Annotated in this window: 18 protein-coding genes and 2 pseudogenes; 16 read left to right on the top strand and 4 right to left on the bottom strand. The window is 71.6% G+C overall.

Annotation, left to right across the window (positions count from 1 at the left end; all coding sequences use genetic code 11):
- Positions 1 to 13 precede the first annotated feature (13 nt).
- The 10 genes and pseudogenes from OG580_RS01215 (at position 14) to ehuA (ending at position 8,529) form a co-directional block, all read left to right on the top strand.
- Positions 14 to 800: pseudogene (locus OG580_RS01215) on the top strand (M20 family metallopeptidase).
- 259 nt (positions 801 to 1,059) lie between these two features.
- On the top strand, positions 1,060 to 1,863 hold the full coding sequence (locus tag OG580_RS01220; protein WP_267041753.1) for an endonuclease I family protein: 804 nt from the start codon (positions 1,060 to 1,062) through the stop codon (positions 1,861 to 1,863).
- A 342-nt stretch (positions 1,864 to 2,205) separates the two neighbouring features.
- Positions 2,206 to 2,709, top strand: coding sequence for a diaminobutyrate acetyltransferase (gene ectA, locus OG580_RS01225; protein WP_267041754.1), 504 nt, complete (start codon positions 2,206 to 2,208; stop codon positions 2,707 to 2,709).
- Positions 2,710 to 2,760: 51 nt separating this feature from the next.
- Positions 2,761 to 4,032, top strand: coding sequence for a diaminobutyrate--2-oxoglutarate transaminase (ectB, locus tag OG580_RS01230; RefSeq protein WP_267041755.1), 1,272 nt, complete (start codon positions 2,761 to 2,763; stop codon positions 4,030 to 4,032).
- Between the two features lie 49 nt (positions 4,033 to 4,081).
- The gene (locus tag OG580_RS01235; protein WP_267041756.1) at positions 4,082 to 4,501 is read left to right on the top strand and encodes an ectoine synthase; all 420 of its coding nucleotides are present in this window, start codon (positions 4,082 to 4,084) and stop codon (positions 4,499 to 4,501) included.
- 63 nt (positions 4,502 to 4,564) lie between these two features.
- Positions 4,565 to 5,461, top strand: a complete 897-nt coding sequence (thpD, locus tag OG580_RS01240; protein ID WP_267041757.1) for an ectoine hydroxylase — start codon at positions 4,565 to 4,567, stop codon at positions 5,459 to 5,461.
- Positions 5,458 to 6,375, top strand: a complete 918-nt coding sequence (gene ehuB, locus OG580_RS01245) for an ectoine/hydroxyectoine ABC transporter substrate-binding protein EhuB (RefSeq protein WP_267041758.1) — start codon at positions 5,458 to 5,460, stop codon at positions 6,373 to 6,375. The genes thpD and ehuB overlap by 4 nt, the downstream gene beginning before the upstream one ends.
- Before the next feature lie 87 nt (positions 6,376 to 6,462).
- Entirely contained in the window at positions 6,463 to 7,125 is a 663-nt protein-coding gene (gene ehuC, locus OG580_RS01250; protein ID WP_323182676.1) for an ectoine/hydroxyectoine ABC transporter permease subunit EhuC, read from the top strand.
- A complete protein-coding gene (gene ehuD, locus OG580_RS01255) occupies positions 7,125 to 7,760 on the top strand; it encodes an ectoine/hydroxyectoine ABC transporter permease subunit EhuD (protein WP_267041760.1) in 636 nt (211 codons plus the stop codon). The genes ehuC and ehuD overlap by 1 nt, the downstream gene beginning before the upstream one ends.
- Positions 7,750 to 8,529: an ectoine/hydroxyectoine ABC transporter ATP-binding protein EhuA gene (gene ehuA, locus OG580_RS01260; protein WP_267041761.1), complete on the top strand. Its 780-nt coding sequence runs from the start codon at positions 7,750 to 7,752 to the stop codon at positions 8,527 to 8,529. Before ehuD ends, ehuA begins: the two co-directional genes overlap by 11 nt.
- A 111-nt stretch (positions 8,530 to 8,640) precedes the next feature.
- Here ehuA and OG580_RS01265 read toward each other — a convergent pair whose 3' ends face one another.
- Complete coding sequence (locus OG580_RS01265; RefSeq protein ID WP_267047850.1) at positions 8,641 to 9,489, bottom strand: RNA polymerase sigma factor SigF; 849 nt, start codon at positions 9,487 to 9,489, stop codon at positions 8,641 to 8,643.
- 212 nt (positions 9,490 to 9,701) lie between these two features.
- Here OG580_RS01265 and OG580_RS01270 point away from each other — a divergent pair, with 212 nt between their 5' ends.
- The 3 genes and pseudogenes from OG580_RS01270 to OG580_RS01280 all read left to right on the top strand — a co-directional run bounded on the left by OG580_RS01270 (position 9,702) and on the right by OG580_RS01280 (position 11,458).
- Positions 9,702 to 10,127, top strand: a complete 426-nt coding sequence (locus OG580_RS01270) for an ATP-binding protein (RefSeq protein WP_267041762.1) — start codon at positions 9,702 to 9,704, stop codon at positions 10,125 to 10,127.
- Positions 10,128 to 10,335: 208 nt separating this feature from the next.
- Positions 10,336 to 10,554, top strand: a pseudogene (locus OG580_RS01275) (flavodoxin family protein); the annotation flags it as partial.
- Between the two features lie 187 nt (positions 10,555 to 10,741).
- On the top strand, positions 10,742 to 11,458 hold the full coding sequence (locus tag OG580_RS01280; protein WP_267041763.1) for a flavodoxin family protein: 717 nt from the start codon (positions 10,742 to 10,744) through the stop codon (positions 11,456 to 11,458).
- Positions 11,459 to 11,623: 165 nt separating this feature from the next.
- Here the strand turns inward: OG580_RS01280 and OG580_RS01285 are convergent, their stop codons facing one another.
- Positions 11,624 to 12,880 carry an MFS transporter gene (locus tag OG580_RS01285; RefSeq protein ID WP_267041764.1) on the bottom strand — a complete coding sequence of 419 codons (1,257 nt, stop codon included), beginning with the start codon at positions 12,878 to 12,880 and terminating at the stop codon, positions 11,624 to 11,626.
- Between the two features lie 138 nt (positions 12,881 to 13,018).
- On the opposite strand from OG580_RS01285, the gene OG580_RS01290 reads away from it, so the two are divergent.
- The 3 genes from OG580_RS01290 (at position 13,019) to OG580_RS01300 (ending at position 16,288) form a co-directional block, all read left to right on the top strand.
- A complete protein-coding gene (locus OG580_RS01290) occupies positions 13,019 to 13,900 on the top strand; it encodes a winged helix-turn-helix transcriptional regulator (RefSeq protein ID WP_267041765.1) in 882 nt (293 codons plus the stop codon).
- Positions 13,901 to 14,186: 286 nt separating this feature from the next.
- On the top strand, positions 14,187 to 15,461 hold the full coding sequence (locus OG580_RS01295; protein WP_267041766.1) for a VWA domain-containing protein: 1,275 nt from the start codon (positions 14,187 to 14,189) through the stop codon (positions 15,459 to 15,461).
- Positions 15,461 to 16,288, top strand: coding sequence for a hypothetical protein (locus OG580_RS01300; protein ID WP_267041767.1), 828 nt, complete (start codon positions 15,461 to 15,463; stop codon positions 16,286 to 16,288). Before OG580_RS01295 ends, OG580_RS01300 begins: the two co-directional genes overlap by 1 nt.
- 118 nt (positions 16,289 to 16,406) lie before the next feature.
- Here OG580_RS01300 and OG580_RS01305 read toward each other — a convergent pair whose 3' ends face one another.
- Together OG580_RS01305 and OG580_RS01310 are read right to left on the bottom strand one after the other, a co-directional pair.
- Positions 16,407 to 16,886 (bottom strand): (2Fe-2S)-binding protein, encoded by a 480-nt coding sequence (locus OG580_RS01305; protein ID WP_267041768.1) that lies wholly within the window; start codon positions 16,884 to 16,886, stop codon positions 16,407 to 16,409.
- Between the two features lie 14 nt (positions 16,887 to 16,900).
- Positions 16,901 to 19,294 (bottom strand): molybdopterin cofactor-binding domain-containing protein, encoded by a 2,394-nt coding sequence (locus tag OG580_RS01310; RefSeq protein WP_267041769.1) that lies wholly within the window; start codon positions 19,292 to 19,294, stop codon positions 16,901 to 16,903.
- Positions 19,295 to 19,326: the final 32 nt, after the last annotated feature.

The raw sequence follows: 19,326 nt of genomic DNA on the forward strand, positions 1-19,326 counted from the left end.
TGCTTCAGGAGGGATCGGACCAGATCCGGCCGCCCTGGACGGGCTGCCGTTGGAGGTCGCCACGGGGAACCGGCTGACCTCCGTCACCGCGGTCCTGCGGGGCGACCGCCCCGGCCCGACGGTGCTCCTGCACGCCGACATGGACGCGCTGCCCGTCGCCGAGCGCGCCGGTCTCGCGTACGCCTCCGGTGAGCGGCCGGTCGCCGCCTACGCCCTGCACGTGACGTCGGCGGGCCACCCGAGCGGGATGTTCGCGACCCGTCGGGGCCCCGTCCTGGCCTCCTCCGACACTCTTCATGTGACCGTCCGCGGCGCGGGTGGCCACGGCTCGATGCCGCACCTGGCCAATGACCCCGTACCGGCGGCGTGCGAAATGGTCATCGCGCTGCAGACGTTCATCAGCCGCAGGTTCGATCCGTTCGACCCCGTGGTGCTGACCGTGGGCACCTTCCACGCGGGCACGGCCGCCAACGTCATCCCCGACGAGGCCCGGTTCACCGCGACCGTGAGGTCGTTCTCCACGTCGTCGCACGGCCGGATCAAGGACGGTGCCGTGCGGCTGTGCCGGGGTATCGCGGCCGGCCACCGGCTCGGAGGACTTCTCCCGCGTGCTGGACGAGGTCCCCGGCGCGTTCGTGATCCTCGGGGCCTGTCCGCCGGACCGGGACGTACAGCGGGACCCGTTCAACCACTCTCCCCTGGCTGTCTTCGACGACGGCGTGCTCGGGGACGGAGCCGCGCTCTACGCCGAACTCGCCCTGCGGCGCCTGGCACAGGCGGTGCCCGCCCCCACCTGCTGACTTCGCCGCCCGCGGCCCCGAGGCGCCGCACCTCTGTGCCGTGCCGCCGTCCCGCGCCGCCGACGCGCGGACACTGAGGGACTGTCAGTGGTTGCGGCGTATGCGAGAACGTCACGGAAAAGTCCCCTTCCGGTTACACGACCGACCCCTCCCCTGTGCCACGCTCCCGGCTGAAAGCAGTCAACACGCGTAGAACGCGATGCCCTTGAGTCGGGCGTCGCGTTCCGCCGCGTGCCGTCCCCGGGAAAGGGCTCCCCCCATGTCCGTTGCGCAGACAGGCAGATGGAAGGCGTGGATCGCGGCGATATCCGCCGTCCTCGTCGGCCTCACCCTTCCGACGGTCACCGCGACTCCCGCGAGCGCCACGACCACCGCCTACGACAGCACGTACTACAAAAACGCGATCGGCAAGACCGGCACGAGCCTCAAGTCCTCGCTGCACACGATCATCAGCAGCCAGTCCAAGATCTCGTACGACGCGGTCTGGAACGCGCTGAAGGTCACCGACCAGGATCCCAACAACACGAACAACGTCGTCCTGCTGTACAGCGGCGTCTCGCGCAGCAAGTCCCTCAACGGCGGCGACGTCGGCGACTGGAACCGCGAGCACGTGTGGGCGCAGTCCCACGGCAGCTTCGGCACCTCGGCGGGTCCGGGTACGGACCTGCACCACCTGCGGGCGTGCGACGTGCAGGTCAACAGCACCCGCGGGAACAAGGACTGGGACACCGGCGGCAGCGCGGTCAGCGGCGCGGCCGGCAGCTACACGGACTCCAACTCCTTCGAGCCGCGCAACGCCGACAAGGGTGACGTGGCCCGCATGATCCTGTACATGGCCGTCCGCTACGAGGGCGACGACGCCTGGGCGGACCTGGAGCCCAACGAGTCGACGTCCAACGGCAGCGTCCCGTACCACGGCCGGCTCGCGATCCTGAAGCAGTGGAACGAGCAGGACCCGCCGAGCGCCTTCGAGGAGCGCCGGAACGACATCATCTTCGGCACCTACCAGGGCAACCGCAATCCGTTCATCGACCACCCCGAGTGGGTCGAGGCGATCTGGTAGGTCGAGCACGACCGAACGAACACAGCCGGGCCGGGTGCACCACCCCTGGCCCGGCTCTTTCACGTCCCGAGGAGAGTCGACCCCTACGCCTGACCGCTCTCGGCACCTTCAAACGTGAAATCGCGGATCTTCTCACGCTCTTCGCACACCCGTAAGGGGACCCAGAAGGCGTTACTCATCCGTGATAAACGGTGATTTCGCCCACCCTTGCCCCTGTTTGCCGCACACCGAAGGATGTATTCCCGCCACGGTGGCCACCGACGCATCTATCATCTTCCACCCGCGTCGAACAAGGCCTTGGGGCGAGGAAGTTCAGAGGTCCACTGGGTAACTTCGGCGCCCATGACCACTGCCCTTACGACACCCCCGACGATCGAGGACGGCGCCGAGCTCTGGCGGATCGCCCGCGGCTCGGGGGAACTGGACCTCAACTCTCCCTACAGCTATCTGCTGTGGTGCCGGGACTTCGCCGACACGACCTCCGTCGCCCGTGACGCCTCCGGACGCCCGATCGGTTTCGTCACCGGCTACGTGCGACCCGACGCGCCGGAGACGCTCTTCGTCTGGCAGATCGCCGTCGAGGGTTCGCACCGCGGAAGCGGGGTAGCCGGGACACTGCTCGACGCCCTGTCGGCACGCGTGGCGGCCGAGCAGGGAGTCAGCCGCGTCGAGGCGACCGTCACCCCGGGGAACCTGGCGTCCGACCGGCTGTTCCGGTCCTACGCGCGTCGGCACGGCGCGGAGGTGACCCAGGAGGTCCTCTTCCCGCCGGCCGCCTTCCCCGCGGCGGGACACGACTCGGAGGTGCTCTACCGCATCGGTCCGCTCGCTCCCCCGGCGCCCTGAGCCGTCGTCCGCGCACACCACGCCCGAACCCCACCCTGGAGAAGAGACTTCGTGACCCTGACCGACATCGCCGCCCCCTCCGTCTTCGAGACCCTCGAATCGGAGGTCCGCAGTTACTGCCGCGCCTGGCCCGTCGTCTTCGAACGGGCCAGCGGCAGCCGGCTGTACGACGAGCAGGGGCGGCCGTACCTCGACTTCTTCGCCGGCGCGGGCTCACTGAACTACGGCCACAACAACCCCGCGCTCAAGCGGGCGCTCCTCGACTACCTCGCCGACGACGGCGTCACCCACGGCCTCGACATGTCGACGACGGCCAAACGCGCCTTCCTCGAGACCTTCCACGAGACGGTCCTGGAGCCCCGCGCCCTGCCCTACAAGGTGATGTTCCCCGGGCCCACGGGCACCAACGCCGTGGAGGCCGCCCTGAAGCTCGCCCGGAAGATCACCGGGCGGCAGACGGTCGTCTCCTTCACCAACGCCTTCCACGGCATGTCGCTCGGCTCGCTCGCGGTGACCGGCAACGCCGCGAAGCGCGCCGGCGCGGGCGTCCCGCTGAACCACGCCATCCGCATGCCCTTCGACGACTACCTCGACGGACACCTCCCCGACTTCCTCTGGCTCGAGAGGCTCCTGGGCGACGCCGGCTCCGGTCTCGACCACCCCGCGGCCGTGATCGTCGAGACCGTCCAGGGAGAAGGCGGCATCAACGTCGCACGGGCCGAGTGGCTGCGCGAGCTCGCGAAGCTCTGCCGCCGGCACGACATGCTCCTCATCGTGGACGACGTCCAGATGGGCTGCGGACGCACCGGTGACTTCTTCTCCTTCGAGGAGGCGGGCATCACGCCCGACATCGTCACCCTGTCCAAGTCCATCAGCGGCTACGGCCTGCCCATGGCCCTCTGCCTCTTCCGGCCCGAGCTGGACGTGTGGCAGCCCGGCGAGCACAACGGGACCTTCCGCGGCAACAACCCCGCCTTCGTCACCGCCACGGCCGCCCTCGACGCCTACTGGCGGGACGGCGCCCTGCGCGAGCACACCCTGAGCCGGGCGGACCGCGTGGAGCGCGCCCTCCTCGACCTGTGCACGGGCGACGGGCGAACGGGCCTGGGGGTCCGCGGCCGCGGACTGGTGTGGGGCCTGGAGTTCACCGACGGGGAGCGCGCCGAGGCCGTGTGCCGGCGCGCCTTCGAGACCGGCCTCCTCGTGGAGACCTCGGGGCCGCGCGGCGAGGTAGTGAAGCTGCTGCCGCCCCTGACCGTGACGGACGACGAACTCGACGAAGGCCTCGGTGTCCTGGCCCGTTCCGTCCGCCACACCGCCTGACCCTCGCCGCCCGATCCCCCGGCGGCACGCACCCGAAAGGCGACACCCCATGATCGTCCGTTCCTTCGACGAGCTGGAGAACACCGAGCGGCACGTGAGGGCCGCGTCGGGCACCTGGGAGAGCAAGCGCATCGTCCTGGCCCGCGAACGGGTCGGCTTCTCCCTCCACGAGACGGTGCTGTACGCCGGCACCGAGACGTCCATGTGGTACGCGCACCACGTCGAGGCCGTCGTCTGCACGGCCGGCGAGGCCGAGCTCACGGACCTCGAGACGGGGCGCACGTACACGATCGTGCCCGGAACGATGTACCTGCTCGACGGACACGAACGCCACATCCTCAAGGTCAGGCGGGACTTCCGCTGCCTGTGCGTCTTCAACCCGCCCGTCACGGGTCGTGAGGACCACGACGCGAACGGCGTCTACCCCCTGCTCACCGAACCCGACGGGGCCGTCGGGGACGGCGCCTGAGCCACGGCACGACGCCGGACGACACCGCACGACACCCCTGCGAGAAAGGAAGCACTCTCCCTCATGCCCTCCGCACCCACCCGACCCGTCGATCTCTACCCCACCCGTGGCCCCAAGGAGGAGCTCATCGGCCGCAAGGACCCCGTCGTGTGGTCCGAGCCCGGCACGGCGGGCCCCTTCTGGGCCCGTGAACTGGAGGAGTACGACCGCGACGGCTTCGTCACGGTGGACGAGATCGTCACCCCGGACGAGGTCGACGAGCTTCGGACGGAGCTGGAGCGGCTCGTCTCCGACCCCGCCGTACGGGCGGACGAACGCGCGATCGTCGAGCCGCGCTCCCAGGAGATCCGGTCCGTCTTCGAAGTGCACCGGATCAGCGAGGTCTTCGGCCGGCTGGCCGAGGATCCGCGGGTCGTCGGGCGCGCCCGCCAGATCCTCGGCTCCGACGTCTACGTCCACCAGTCGCGGGTCAACGTCAAGCCCGGCTTCGGCGCCAGCGGATTCTCCTGGCACTCCGACTTCGAGACCTGGCACGCGGAGGACGGCCTGCCGAGGATGCGGACCGTGTCGGTCTCGATCGCGCTCACCCCGAACCACACCACCAACGGCAGTCTGATGATCATGCCGGGTTCGCATCGCACGTTCCTGGGCTGCGCCGGGGCGACGCCCCAGGACAACTACAAGAAGTCGCTCCGGATGCAGGACGCCGGAACACCGTCCCACGAGGCGCTGACCACCTTCGCCGACGCCTGCGGCATCCGCCACTTCACCGGTCCGGCGGGTTCGGCGACCTGGTTCGACTGCAACGCCCTGCACGGCTCGGGCGACAACATCACCCCGTACCCCCGGAGCAATGTGTTCCTCGTCTTCAACAGCGTCGAGAACCAGCCGGAGGCTCCCTTCGCCGCCCCCGCCCGACGGCCCTCCTTCATCGCCGCGCCGGCCTGGGACCGGTCATGACCGGTCCCGCGCCCCTCGACCGCCGTCGCTTCCTCGGCAGAACGGCGCTCCTGGGCGGACTCGCCCTGACGCCCGGGCTGCTCGCGGCCTGCACCCGCACCCAGGTGGGGACGGGGGCGCCCGAGGACGACGGCGCGCTCCTGGCGCGCCTGCGGAAGCAGGGCTTCGTACGGGTCGGATTCGCCGGTGAGGCGCCGTACGGCTTCCAGGACGGCGCCGAGCTCGCCGGTGAGGCCCCGACGCTGCACCGCGAGATCTTCACGGCCCTCGGCGTGCGCGAACTGCGCCCGACGCTCACCGAGTTCGGGGCGCTGATCCCCGGGCTCCTCGCCGACCGGTTCGACGTGGTGAGCGCGGGCATGTCGATCACGCCCGAGCGCTGCGCCAAGGTGATCTTCTCCGAGCCGGAGTTCGTCTCGCCCACCGCCCTGATGGTCCGCAGGGGCAATCCGAAGGGGCTGACGGACCTCGGGTCCTGTGCGGAGAAGGGCGTCACGGTCGGTGTGCTGTCCGCCGCGGTGGAGGCGTCCTACGCCAAGGCGGCGGGTGTCCCCGAAGGGTCGGTGAAAACGCTGGCCAAACAGCAGGACGGTCTCGACGCCCTCCTGGCCGGCCGGATCGACGCCTTCGCGCTGACCGCCATCTCCCTGCGCTGGCTGGCGCGGACGAACCAGGGCGCCGCGGTGGAGGTGGCCGAGCCGTTCGTCCCGGTGGTCGACGGCGTACGGCGGCTCGGCGCGGGTGGAGCCGTGTTCCGGCCGGGTGCGAAGGGGCTGCGAGACGCCTTCGACGTCGAGCTCCGGAAGATCACCGGCGCTCCGGACCGGTTCGTGGAGCTGATCGGGCGCTACGGCTTCACCACGCGCGAGGTGCCTCCCCGTTCCCTGCGGACCGCCGACCTGTGCGTTGGTTGAGGGGTGGCTGGCGTGGCTGACGTCCTGTCCGTCGGGGCCGGCTCGCAGTCGTTCGGGTCCGGGTCTGTGACTGTCGCGGCCGACTTCCTGCCCGAGTTCCGGCGCGCGGTGCCCCGGCTCGCCGACGGACTCCTGGTCACGGTGGAGGCCACGGTGCTCGGCGCCGCGCTCGCCCTGGTCCTCGCGTACGCGCTGGGCCTGCTGTCCCGGTCGGCGCGGCTGCCGGTGCGCGGAGCGGCGCGGCTCGTCGTGGAGTTCTTCCGGGGGACCTCGCTGTACGTACAGCTCTTCTGGTTGTTCTTCGCGTTGCCGATGCTCGGTTTCCGGCTGGAGCCGCTGGCCTGCGCCGTGCTCGCGCTGGGGCTCAACTTCGGGGCGTACGGCTCCGAGGTGGTGCGGGGCGCCGTGGCCGCGGTGCCCCGGGCCCAGACCGAGGCGGCGATCGCGCTGTCCCTGGGGCCCGCGCTGCGCCTGCGGCGGGTGGTGCTGCCGCAGGCGCACGCCCTGATGGTCGCGCCGTTCAAGAACCTGCTCGTCCAGCTACTGAAGGCGACGCCGTTGATGTCCCTGGTCACGGTTCCCGATCTCACCTTCCAGATCGACCAGTTGCGCTCCGCGACGGGCTCGACGGCCGCCTCGTATCTGCTGCTCCTGGGGCTCTACTTCGGCATGGCCGTCGTCCTGAGCCTCCTCATGAACACCCTGGAGCGGGCCGCGAAGGCCCGTCTCGGGCAGGAAGGAGGCGTGTGATGTGGGACGGGGAGGCCGCCCGGGCCGCTCTGCCGACCGTTCTCGAGGGGTTCGGCGTCACCCTGGTCGCGACCGTGCCGGCCTTCGCCCTCGCGGCCGCCCTGGGTCTGGCACTCGCCTTCGTCCAGCGCGCGGGTCCACCGTGGCTGGCCCTGCCGGTGCGCGGGGCGGCCGGCTTCGTCCGCTCGACTCCGCTCCTGGTGCAGTTGTTCGCGGCCTGGGTGCTGATCCCGGGGCTCGACGCGCCGACGCTGGGCGTCCTGGTCCTCGGCGTGCACTACGCCACGTACCTCTCCGAGGTGTACCGGGCGGGCATCGACGCCGTACCGAAGGGGCAGTGGGAGGCCTGTACGGCCCTGTCGCTGCCGCGCCGGCGGGTGTGGCGGGCGGTGGTCCTGCCACAGGCCGTCCGCAACGTGCTGCCGCCGCTGGGCAACTACGCGGTCTCCATGCTCAAGGAGACTCCGCTGCTGTCGGTGATCACCGTGCACGAGATGGTCCACGAGGCGAACGCGTTCGGCAGCACCCACTTCGCCTATCTGGAGAGCTTCACCCTGGCCGCCGCGGTGTTCCTGCTCGCGAGCTGGCCGACGTCCGTGCTGATACGACGACTGGAGGCACGCCTTGCCCACTGAGGACCTCGCGGTCCGCTTCGACCGGGTCACGAAGCGGTACGGCGACCACACCGTGCTCGACGGCCTCGACCTGGAGGTCGCCCGCGGGGAGCGGGTGACCCTGATCGGCCCGAGCGGCTCCGGGAAGACCACGATCCTCCGGCTGCTCATGACGCTGGAGCGGGTGACGGACGGGGTCATCCACGTGGACGGGCTGCCCTTCTCCCACATGCCGGGCGGATCCGCCGGGAAGCTGGTGCCCGCGAGCGAACGTCATCTCGCCGCGCGACGGCGGAGGATCGGCATGGTCTTCCAGCAGTTCAACCTCTTCCCGCACATGAGTGTCCTCGAGAACGTCGTCGAGTCCCCCGTGCACGTGCTCGGCGAGGACCGGGAGGAGGCCGGCCGCAGGGCCCGGGAGCTGCTCGACCTGGTGGGACTCTCCGACAAGGTCGACGCACGGCCGACCCGGCTCTCCGGCGGCCAGCAGCAGCGCGTGGCCATCGCCCGCGCGCTGGCGATGCGCCCCGAGATCCTGCTCCTGGACGAGGTGACGTCCGCGCTGGACCCGGAGCTGGTCGCGGAGGTGCTCGACGTGCTGCGGGACATCGCCCGGTGGACCGACATCACGCTGCTGTGCGTGACGCACGAGATGGGCTTCGCCCGGGACGTCTCCGACCGGATCCTGATGTTCGACCGTGGCCGCGTCGTCGAGTCGGGCCCGGCCGAGGCCCTCCTGGACGCGCCCGCCGAGGAACGCACCCGCGCGTTTCTCGGCGCGGTCCGGTGAGGGGAGCGCGGCCCGGCGGAGGCCCGGCCGCGCCCTTCCACGGCCGGCCGGCCGCCCGCTCGGCCGTCGGTTGCCGACTCCTCGCTCAGCCGTGGGTTCCCGGCTCCCCGCTCAGCCGTCGGTTCCCGGCTCGACCATCCCTTCCCGCAGCCGGTTCAGGCTCCGGGCCAGGAGCCGGGAGACGTGCATCTGGGAGACGCCAAGCCGCTCACCGATCTGCGTCTGGGTCAGCTCCTCGACGAAACGGAGGTGCAGCAGCAGGCGGTCGCGCGGGTCGAGGGCCTCCACCAGCGGGGCCAGGGTGTGGAATTCCTCGAACAGTTCGAGCGCAGGGTCCTCCTGACCCATGCGATCGGCCAGGGCGGCGTCGTCGTCCTCGCTGTCACCGCCGGGGATCGTGGCGTCCAGGGACGTCGAGGTGTAGCCGTTGGCGGCGACCTGGGCCTCGACGACCTCGTCCTCGGACAGCTCCATGACCGGCGCGAGTTCGGCGGTCCGAGGGGCCCGGCCGAGCCGCGCGCTCAGTTCGTCGGTCGCCTTCGCCAGCTCCAGCCGTGCCTCCTGGAGCCGGCGCGGAACGTGCACCGCCCAGGTGGTGTCTCGGAAGAACCGCTTGATCTCGCCCACGATGTACGGCACGGCGAAGGTGGCGAACTCCACCTCGCGCGAGAGGTCGAAGCGGTCGATGGCCTTGATCAGACCGACCATGCCGACCTGGAGGATGTCCTCCCTCTCCTCGCCCCGCGCACGGAACCGACCCGCCGCGTACACCACCAGCGACATGTTCATCTCGATCAGGGTGTTCCGGACGTACTGGTGCCCCGCCGTCCCCTCCTCCCGCGCCGCCAGTTCCCGGAAGAACACCTTCGACAGCGCACGCGCGTCCCGGGGTGGGATCTCGTGCGGCGCGTCGAGCACGGGCAGGTCCTCACACGCGCCGTTCGTCACGCACGTCGTCATCGCCTCGGCCGGATCGGTCCGCACGGGGACAACCTCCTCTTGCTCACGGTCCGTTCAGCGGTCCCGGTTCTCGTACCCCCGCTTCCCGGAGGCACTCCTCCTCCGTGGACGGCCGCTCCGGGCCTCGGCCGCGGAGGACACGCATCACCCTGGTTCGGACGGGCAGGCGCAACCCATCGCCTGTCGACGCACCAGGAAGAAGGGGACCCGTCATGAAGACCCGGAACGACCAGAGGTCCCGGGCACCCGGGACTGACCCGCACGGCGCCGGGAACCGCGGATCGTCCCCGGTCCGGACACCGGCCGAGGCGCGGCATGTCGTCCGCCACACGCTCGTGGCCCTCGGCCCCCTGCGGCCGTCCCAGATCGACGACCTGCTCCTCGTCACCTCGGAACTGGTCACGAACGCGCACCGTCACGGGGGCGGCGTCACCGGTTTCGGACTGAAGGTCGGGCACGACCGGGTGACCGTGTCCGTGTCCGACGCCAGTAGGAACCTCCCGCTCCACGAGCTCCGCAAGGAGCTGCGTCCCGGCGGCTTCGGCTGGCCGATCGTGCTGCGGCTCTGCCGTGAGGTGACCGTGGACACCCATCCGGACGGCAAGACCATCCACGCGGTGGTGACGTTCGACCGCTGAGCGACACCGGCGGCCCGCGACGCCAGGCTCCTCCTGCGTTCGGTCGCACCGGATGGCCCGGCGTCGCCGTCCAGGCTGGGAGTGGTCCCCGGAGGGGCCGCCCCCGGAGCGAGGAGTCCGCCGACGGCCGTGCCCGAATCCCCCCCGGTACCGGTACGACGATCTCAGCGCCCTTTCTCTCGACTGCACGCTCAAGCGCTCCCCCGAGGTGAGCAACACCGAAGGCCTGATCGAGCGCAGCCGGTCCGTGATGGAGGGCCAGGGCGTGACCACCTCGCTGGTGCGGGCCGTCGACCTCGACATCGCCACCGGGGTCCGGCCCGACATGACCGAGCACGGCTGGGCGTCGGACGCCTGGCCCGAGCTGTACGAGCGGGTGATGGCCGCCGACATCCTCGTGCCGTGCGGCCCGATCCGAGTCGGGGATACCTGTCATCGGTGCGGGCCATGTGGGTGATCGGGGCCGCCCTTGGCGCGGCGTTCGGTCATTCCGCTCAACGAGGCGAGACAGTAGACGGGATTTTCGGCCGGACCAACCCGGGGCCCTATCGACGTCGGCAACCGGGCGTGTTTCGCCGCCCGACCCGCCCACTCGTCCGCAGGGGAACGCATCCATGACCGACACCGCCGCGTCCTACCGTGGTCTCCGCGCCCTGGTGATCAATTGCACGCTCAAGCGTTCGCCGGAGCGCAGCCACACTCAGGGCCTGATCGACATCAGTAGCGGAATCATGGAGCGCCAGGGCGTCGAGGTCGAGGTGCTGCGAGCGGTGGACATCGACATCGCGACCGGTGTGTGGCCCGACATGACGGAGCACGGCTGGGAGACCGACGAGTGGCCCGTCATCTACTCGAAGGTCATGGCCGCGGACATCCTCACCTTGGCTGGACCTGTATGGCTGGGAGACAACTCCTCGGTCATGAAGAAGGTGATCGAGCGTCTGTACGCCTGCTCGTCGATCCTCAACGAGCAGGGCCAGTACGCCTACTACGGTCGTGTGGGCGGCTGCCTGATCACCGGCAACGAGGACGGCGCCAAGCACTGTGCGATGAACGTCCTCTACAGCCTCCAGCACCTCGGATACGTCATTCCGCCGCAGGCGGACGCGGGCTGGGTCGGCGCGGCCGGCCCGGGCCCGTCGTACCTCGACCCCGGCTCCGGCGGGCCGGAGAACGACTTCACGAACCGCAACACGACCTTCATGACCTGGAACCAGCTCCACCTGGCGAGGATGCTCAAGGACGCCGGGGGCATCCCCGCCCACGGAAACCAGCGCTCCGAGTGGGACGCCGGCTGCCGGTTCGACTTCGAGAACCCCGAGCACCGTTGAGCGCGGGCCGGATCGGTCGGAGGTCCGGCGGAAGTCAGCTCCGGATCGACCCGGTCCGTCGTGCGGCCTGGCGCACCACACGCGATCCAGGCCGTGCAGATCGTGCGCCGTCGCCGGAACGCGCCTACGTGGTCGGCGATCTGACGGTGTCGTGGCGCCAGGGCGTCAGATGAGGTCGCGGTGGCGGCCCACCGTGGTGGAGAAGAGGTAGAGCGGGGGCAGGAGGGCGGCGGCACAGACGGTCCAGAGCGCGGTGTGGGCGCCGACCTGGGTGGCGAGGAGGCCGGCGGTGAGCGCGCCGAGCGGCAACGCGCCCCAGGAGACGAAGCGGACCGTGGCCATCACGCGGGACAGCAGTTCCGGGGGCGACTGCGTCTGCCGGTAGGTGCGGGTGGTGATCGAGCCGATGACGGTGCCGAAGGCGAAGCCGGCGTTGCCCAGGGCGAACCAGTACGCGTCCCCCGCCGACGTGGTCAGCGGGGCGAGCAGGAGCAGCGCGCCGCCGGCCAGATCGGCCATGATGACGCCCCGCGCGGTGCCCAGGCGCGTGGTCACGCGGACCGCGACGGCGGCGCCGGCGAGCGCGCCGACCCCGTCCATGGCGAGGACGAGACCGAGCTGTACGGAGTCGAGGCCGGCCTCGCGGACCAGGTAGAGGGGGGTGAGGGCGACGAGGGCCGCGTTGAGGAAGTTGGCGGCGGTCGCCCAGATCATGCAGGGGCGCATGACCGGGTGCTTGGTGACGTAGCGCCATCCCTCGCGCATCAGCCGCAGCGCGCTCTCGCCGGTGCGGGGCGCGGGGCGGCTCTCGGGGAGGGTGCGCAGGAGCACGGCGGAGGCCAGGTAGCTGGCGGCGTCCACGACGAGCGCGCCGATCGGGCCCGTCGCGCCGGTCAGGACGCCGCCGAGGGAGGGGCCGCCGGTGTCGGTGACGGCGTGCGTGCCCGACATGACGCTGTTGCGGGCGGCCAGCTGCTGGGCCGGGACGACAGCGGGCAGGAAGGTCGAGTTGCCGATGTCGAACAGCACGGTCGCCGAGCCGGTGACGAGCGCCGCGAACAGCAGGTGCGGATACGTGAGCGTGCCGATCCACGAGGCGAGCGGCAGCGATCCGAGCGCCGCGAACCGTACGAGGTCGAGCGTGACCTGGAGTCGGCGCAGCGGCACGCGCTGCGCGAGGACGCCCGCCGGGAGGCTGAGCAGCAGCCACGAGACCTGCCCGGCGGCGGCGAGCAGGGCGACCTCGAAGGCGGTGGCGTCGAGGACGGTGAGGGCGACGAGCGGCAGGGCGAGGGCGGTGACGGCGGTGCCCGCGCCGCTGACGGTGGCGGCGGCCCAGAAGCGCCAGAAGACGCCCGGCGACGAGGTCTCCCGTTCGTCGTCGCGTCGGTCGTGTTCCTGGATCGCTTGTGTTCCGCTCATACGGCGCCCACCCCCGGGTCTTGTTAGTCTCTTTTGGGAACTCACTGGTTCCAGGTGAGTTTCTATCCGGAACCGACCTCATGGCGCAAGATGGTCCCGACGAGCGGCCGCCGTGCGCGCAGAAGTGGAGACGCAGTGATGAGGTCGGTTCCCGAGCGGGACGCCGCCTGCGCGATCGCGCAGGCCGCGTCGGTGGTCGGCGACTGGTGGAGCCTGCTCCTGATCCGGGAGACCGCCCGAGGGCACCACAGGTTCGACGCGCTCCAGGAGGAGCTGGGCATCTCCCGGAAGGTGCTCACCGAGCGCCTGGCGCACCTGGTGGAGACGGGGGTGCTGGAGAAGGTCCCGTACCAGGAGCGGCCGACGCGGCACGAGTACCGGCTGACCGAGAGCGGCCGGGGGCTGCTGCCGGTCCTGCTGTCGATGCAGGACTGGGCCGACCGCTGGCTCCTCGGCGACGGCTCGCTCAGCGGCACCGCCGACGAGACGAGCGCGGAGGCACGGCGCGTCGCGGACCTGACGGGCCGGCGACTGCCGCGCCTGCGGCTGCCCGGTCACCGGGACGGCGCGCCGGTCGACCCGGTGGCCGGCGGCGTGGCCACCGTCCTGTTCTGCTATCCGGCGACCGGGAGCCCCAGCCCCCTGCCGGAGGGCTGGTCGCACATCCCCGGCACCGTCGGCTGCACGCTGGAGAACCGGCTCTTCCGGGACGCCTACGAGGACTTCCGCGCCGCGGGCGCGGAGGTGCGCGGCGTCAGCACCCAACGCCCCGACGAACAGCGCGTGTTCGCTAGCCAGGAGGACATCCCCTTCACCCTCCTCTCCGACGTCGACCTCCGCCTCGCCGCCGCCCTGCGCCTGCCTACCTTCCGCGCCGGACAACTGCTGCGACTGAAACGGACCGTGCTGGTCATCGACCGTGACGGCACGGTGCGGCACGCGCGGTTCCCGGTGACGGACATCCCGGCAGCGGTGAGCGAGGCGCTGGCCGAGGTACGGCGCTTGGCCGCGGAGGACTGACACCTACGGGATGCCCGAGGGAAGACCGCTCGCGGACCTCCGTAGACCGTGGAAAGCGCGCGCGGGGGCGCCGGTGCGGCAACCTGGTGGGACGGCTGGTGTCCCTCGCCCCGGAGGCGAGCGAAACCCTGCGGGTCGTGGCGCACTTCGACGGGCTCCTCACCCGGGCGCCGGACTCGATGGGACGCCGGCCGCAAGCCGGAGTTCCCGAACCCCGAGCACCGCTGACCGGACGCCCCGTCACCCCCGTTTTGGATTGTCGGAGGATCATCAATACGATCCGGCGATGATCACGAGAAAACGGCTGGCGACCGGGGCCTGCGCACTGCTCGCCGCCCTGACCGCCGCGCTCCTGCCGACGAGCGCGGCCGCCGACGGACCGCCGGCGAAGGAATCCCCCAAGGTCGAGCTGGTGCTCGACGTGAGCGGCTCCATGCGGGCCAAGGACATCGACGGCAAGTCCCGCATGTCCGCCGCCAAGCAGGCCTTCAACGAGGTCCTCGACGCGGTGCCCGAGGAGGTCCAGCTCGGCATCCGCACCCTGGGCGCCGACTACCCCGGCCCCGACCGCAAGCGGGGCTGCAAGGACACCCGGCAGCTCTACCCGGTCGGCCCGCTCGACCGCACCGAGGCCAAGACCGCGGTGGCCACCCTCGCCCCGACCGGGTGGACCCCGATCGGACCCGCGCTGCTCGGCGCGGCCGAGGACCTGGAGGGCGGCGACGCCACCCGCAGGATCGTGCTCATCACGGACGGCGAGGACACCTGCGCCCCGCTCGACCCCTGCCAGGTGGCTCGGGAGATCGCGGCGAAGGGCATCCACCTCGTCATCGACACCCTGGGCCTCGTCCCCGACGCCAAGACCCGGCAGCAGCTCATCTGTATCGCGGAGGCGACCGGAGGCACGTACACCTCGGTCCACCGCACCGATGAACTCTCTCGCAGAGTCAAGCAGTTGGTCGACCGTGCCGCCGACCCCGTCGTGACCCCCGTGGGCACGAAGGGCGCGCCGCGCTGCGCCGACGCCCCGCAGCTCAAGGCCGGTCTCTACACCGACCGCGAGACCTTCGGCGAGCACCGCTGGTACCGGGTCGACCTGCTGCCCGGCCAGGAACTGCGCGCCTCCGTCAGCGTCTCGGCCGACCGCGCCGTCAACAACGACTACGGGGTACTGCTGCGCGCGGTCACCCTGAGCGGTCGCGAGATCGTCCGCGGCTCCGAGGCGGGCGACGGACGGACGGACGTGATCTCGACCGGTCTGCGCTACCCGAAGCCGGACCTCGACGACGGGCCCGGGGACGCCAAGCCGGCCGCCGAGACCGTCTGCCTCCAGGTCAGCAACTCCTTCTCCGCTCCCCCGTCGGTCAAGACGACGCCCGGTATGCCGATCGAGCTGACGGTGGACGTCGTCGACGGTCCGTCGGCCGCGTCGGACGTGGCCTCCTTCGGGCTCGGCCGCGGCTGGTGGCTGCTCGGCGTGCTCGTGCTCGCCGGGTTCCTGGCCGGTCTGGTCTGGGGCTGGGTGTCCCGCTGGCGCGTCGCTGTCTGGAGGACCAACTGATGCGTACCGTACGTATGCTCGCCACGGTCGCCCTCGCGGGCGCCGCGCTCCTCGGTGTCACGGCGCCGGCCGCGCTCGCCGACTCCCCCACGCCCACGGCGGACCCCGCCGCGAGCGCCGGGCCGACGGAGGCCGGGACCACGTTCCGTACCGCCACCCGGTTCCTTCCGGGGCAGCAGGCCACCGCGCAGGCCGCCACGGGTGACTACCTGTACTGGGTGTTCCCCGCCGACACCGGGCAGCGGCCGACGGTGAGCGCCTCCGTCACGCTCCCCGACGCGGCGCTGCGGCACGGCCCCACCACCTGGCGGGTCGACGTGTACGACGGGCTGCGGCGGCGTCAGCCGTGCATGTACGGGACGCAGTCCCGTACCGCGGCGAAGGAGACCACGTCCGTGTCGCTGGCCTGTGTGCTGCGGCCGGTCCGTGCCTCCGCCGACGCCTGGGCGAACGACCCGCTGCCCGGCAGCTACTACGTCCGCCTGACCGTCACCGGGCTCCCGGACGAGGACCTCGGCCAGCCGTTCACGGCCCGGATCGGGGTGACCACCCTCGATCAGGGCGGTGCCTACGCCACCGACGGCTCGCTCGCCGCGCCGCTCGTGCCGGGGGCGACCACCGCCGACCAGGCGGAGGCGGACGCCGAGGCGGGCCGGCCCTCCGCCGTGGAGGCCGCGGCCCCGGAGGACGGCTGGTCCTCCGGCTGGTGGTCCGACCGCTGGATCTGGACCGTGGCGGGCGGCGTCCTCGCGGCGCTCGCGGGCGTCGGCGGCTATGTGCTGACGCGTGGCTCGGGCCGTGCGTCACGGATACCGCCGGCCGTCTGAGTCCGACCCCACGCCGTACGGCACACGACAGGAGGCCCCCACCGCGCTGCGCGGTGGGGGCCTCCGTACGCTCCGGGCGTCCCGTCAGGACGGGTCGGCGCGTCCGCCCGTCCCCCGGTCAGTCCATCCGGCGGGCGCCTTCCAGGACGGCCTGGCGGATGCGGTCGTAGGTGCCGCACCGGCAGATGTTGCGGATCGTGTCGAGGTCGGCCTCGGTGATCTCCCGCCCGGCCTCCCGCGCCCGGCGGACCGTCGCCACCGCGGCCATGATCTGGCCCGGCTGGCAGAAGCCGCACTGGGCGACGTCGAGGTCGAGCCAGGCCTCCTGCATCGGGTGGAGCTCGGTCCCGACGGTGTCCGGGAGGCCCTCGATGGTGGTGATCTCGTCGGTCGGGGCGAGGTCGTCGACGGGCACGGCGCAGGGCGTGAACGCCTTGCCGTTGAGGTGGCTCGTACAGGCCCGGCAGACGCCGACGCCGCACCCGTACTTGGGTCCGGTGACGCCGAGGACGTCCCTGAGGACCCACAGGAGCCGGACGTCACCCTCGACGTCGGCGGTGACGGCCTTGCCGTTCAGGATGAAGGTGTGCTGCGGCACGGGGACTCCAGCTCTCAGATGGTGCGGTCGCGGCCGTCGGTGGGCGAGGCGGGGACGGGCGGGACGGTCGGCAGGGGGGTGAAGGCGAGCGGCTCGGCGTGGTTGACGGGGAAGACCGTCGGCATCGTGCCGGTGGCCCGGCCGTAGGCGCAGGCGACGGCGGCCATGGCTCCGGCGACCGCCAGCTCACCCGCTCCGCCGGGCTTCTCGCCGTCGGAGGGCATCACGATGATCTCCAGCGCGGGCGGGGTGTTCCACTGCCGGGTGTAGAAGTACTGGTCCCAGCTGCCTTCGAGGAAGTGCCCGTCGCGCAGGTGGAGTCCGGAGGTGAGGGTGAGGGCGATGCCGTCGGAGATGCCGCCCATCATCTGGGCCTCCAGACCGCGGGGATTGACGGCGAGGCCGACGTCGACGGCGCAGACGACCTTCGTCACGCGCGGTCCGGTGTACGCGTTCGGGATCTGCCGCCCGGTGGTCCCGGGGCGGCAGTCGATCTCGGCGAGGACGGCGACGACGGAGTGGTACTCGGCGTGGACCGCGATGCCCTGGGCGGTTCCGGGGGCCATCGTCCGCCCCCACTCCCCCACTTCGGCGACCTTGTCGAGGACGGCGCGGGCCCGCGGGTCCTTCGCGAGACGGCGCCGCAGCGCGTACGCGTCCTGGCCCATGCGGCGGGCCAGTTCGTCCATGACGAGTTCCTGGGCGCAGCGGACGTTGGGCGAGTAGATGCCGCGCATGGAGCCGGTGTTGTAGCCCTTGTCGGTCTCGGAGAGCAGCTGGGTGGTGACGCCGAGGTGGTAGGGGCTCACCTGGGTGAGCTGGAACATCGTCTCGGAGAAGGTGAGATCGGCGACGGGAAGCCGGGCCACCTCCGCGGTGAGGAGCTCGCCGATGCCGTGCCCGAAGTCGGTGGCGACGGAGGTGTGGCGCTGCTCGTACGTGAGGACCTCGCCCAGCGAGTACGTGGCGCGGACCCGCGAGGTGGACATCGGGTGCGTACGGCCCTGGCGGAAGTCGTCGGTGCGGTGCCACATGAGCTTGACGGGCTTGCCGAGGGCGCGGGAGATCTCGGCGGCCTCGTGGGCGGCGTCGTGGAAGAGCTTGCGGCCGAAGGAGCCGCCGCCCTCGGTGACGTGGACGCGGACGGCGGTGGGCGGCAGGCCGAGCTTGAGGGCGATCTGTTCCTGGGCGACGATCGGCGCCTTGAGGGAGGCCCAGATCTCGGCGGAGTCCTCCCGTACGTCGGCGATCGCGCAGTTCGTCTCCAGGGCGGCGTTGCTGGAGAAGTGGAACGTGAAGCGGGCGTCGACCGCCTTGGTGAGGAGAGGCAGCGGCGGGACGACCAGGGGGAGTTCGGCCCGGCGGAGCTTGTCCAGGACGGTGGCGTCGGAGGCGCCCTCGGCGGTGCCGGGACCCCAGTCGACGCTGAGGGCCCGGACGGCGTCGACGCACTGACCGAAGGTGCGGCCGCGGACGGCGACGCCGGTGGAGACGGTCACGACGTCGGTGATGCCGGGCATGGCTCGGACCTCGGCGAGGTTGGCCACGGAGCGGACGGTGCCGTTGATGGTGGGCGGGCGGCAGACCATCGTGGGCAGGGCGTCCGGGACCTGGAGGTCCATCGCGAACTTCTTGCGGCCGGTGACGGCTTCGAGGGCGTCCAGTCTGCGCTGCGCGGTGCCGATGACGCGGAAGTCGGCGCGGTCCTTGAGCGTGACCTCGACGGCCGTGTCGGTGAGGGCGGCCGCCTTCGCGGCGAGTTCGCCGTAGCCGAGGAGCGTGCCGGCCGGGGAGACGACGGCGCCGGCCTTCGTGGTGAGGGTGTCGACGGCGTCGCCGAGGATGAGGGCGGCGGCGCGCAGCAGGCGGCCGCGGGCGACGGCGGCGGCGACCCGGATCGGGGTGTAGGTGGAGTAGGTGGTGTTGGAGCCGCCGGTCAGCTGGTTGAAGAGGAGCTCGGGCCGGGCGTCGGCGAGGGTGACCTTCACCTTGTCCAGGGGAAGGTCGAGTTCCTCCGCGACGATCATGGCGCTGGAGGTGGTGACGCCCTGACCCACCTCGGCCCGGGGCAGGGCGAAGTGGGCCGTGCCGTCGGCTTCGATGCGGATCGTGAGGAGGTTGCTCGTCGGCAGGGCCGCGAGCGTGAGCAGCTCGTTGAGGTCGAGGAGTTCGGCCGGGCCGGGCAGCGACGGGATGAGCGCGGGGGCCGCGGCGGCGGCCTGCCGGGGCGCGAGGGCCTCGGCGCCGAGCTGGGCGGCGACGGTGAGGGTGGGAGCGGCCAGCACGTAGCCGAGGAACCGGCGCCGGGCGATGCCGGGTTCGTCTCCGGCCGGGGGCGCGGGGGGCGCGGTTCCGTCCCCGGTGCCGCCCGATGGGTGGTCGTCCCGCGCAGGGTGCCGCCTCGGCATTCGGTGTGCCTTTCGTCATGGTCCCGGTCCTG

Origin of the sequence: Streptomyces sp. NBC_00094 (genome assembly GCF_026343125.1) — a bacterium.
Lineage (GTDB): Bacteria > Actinomycetota > Actinomycetes > Streptomycetales > Streptomycetaceae > Streptomyces.

Coding starts and splice junctions, on each gene's coding strand:
- OG580_RS01285 (WP_267041764.1), bottom strand. CDS start 12,880: ATGAGCGGAACACAAGCGATCCAGGAACACGACCGACGCGACGACGAA.
- ectA (WP_267041754.1), top strand. CDS start 2,206: ATGACCACTGCCCTTACGACACCCCCGACGATCGAGGACGGCGCCGAG.
- thpD (WP_267041757.1), top strand. CDS start 4,565: ATGCCCTCCGCACCCACCCGACCCGTCGATCTCTACCCCACCCGTGGC.
- OG580_RS01265 (WP_267047850.1), bottom strand. CDS start 9,489: ATGACGACGTGCGTGACGAACGGCGCGTGTGAGGACCTGCCCGTGCTC.
- OG580_RS01280 (WP_267041763.1), top strand. CDS start 10,742: ATGACCGACACCGCCGCGTCCTACCGTGGTCTCCGCGCCCTGGTGATC.
- OG580_RS01220 (WP_267041753.1), top strand. CDS start 1,060: ATGTCCGTTGCGCAGACAGGCAGATGGAAGGCGTGGATCGCGGCGATA.
- ehuD (WP_267041760.1), top strand. CDS start 7,125: ATGTGGGACGGGGAGGCCGCCCGGGCCGCTCTGCCGACCGTTCTCGAG.
- OG580_RS01270 (WP_267041762.1), top strand. CDS start 9,702: ATGAAGACCCGGAACGACCAGAGGTCCCGGGCACCCGGGACTGACCCG.
- OG580_RS01290 (WP_267041765.1), top strand. CDS start 13,019: ATGAGGTCGGTTCCCGAGCGGGACGCCGCCTGCGCGATCGCGCAGGCC.
- OG580_RS01300 (WP_267041767.1), top strand. CDS start 15,461: ATGCGTACCGTACGTATGCTCGCCACGGTCGCCCTCGCGGGCGCCGCG.
- ehuB (WP_267041758.1), top strand. CDS start 5,458: ATGACCGGTCCCGCGCCCCTCGACCGCCGTCGCTTCCTCGGCAGAACG.
- OG580_RS01235 (WP_267041756.1), top strand. CDS start 4,082: ATGATCGTCCGTTCCTTCGACGAGCTGGAGAACACCGAGCGGCACGTG.
- OG580_RS01295 (WP_267041766.1), top strand. CDS start 14,187: ATGATCACGAGAAAACGGCTGGCGACCGGGGCCTGCGCACTGCTCGCC.
- OG580_RS01310 (WP_267041769.1), bottom strand. CDS start 19,294: ATGCCGAGGCGGCACCCTGCGCGGGACGACCACCCATCGGGCGGCACC.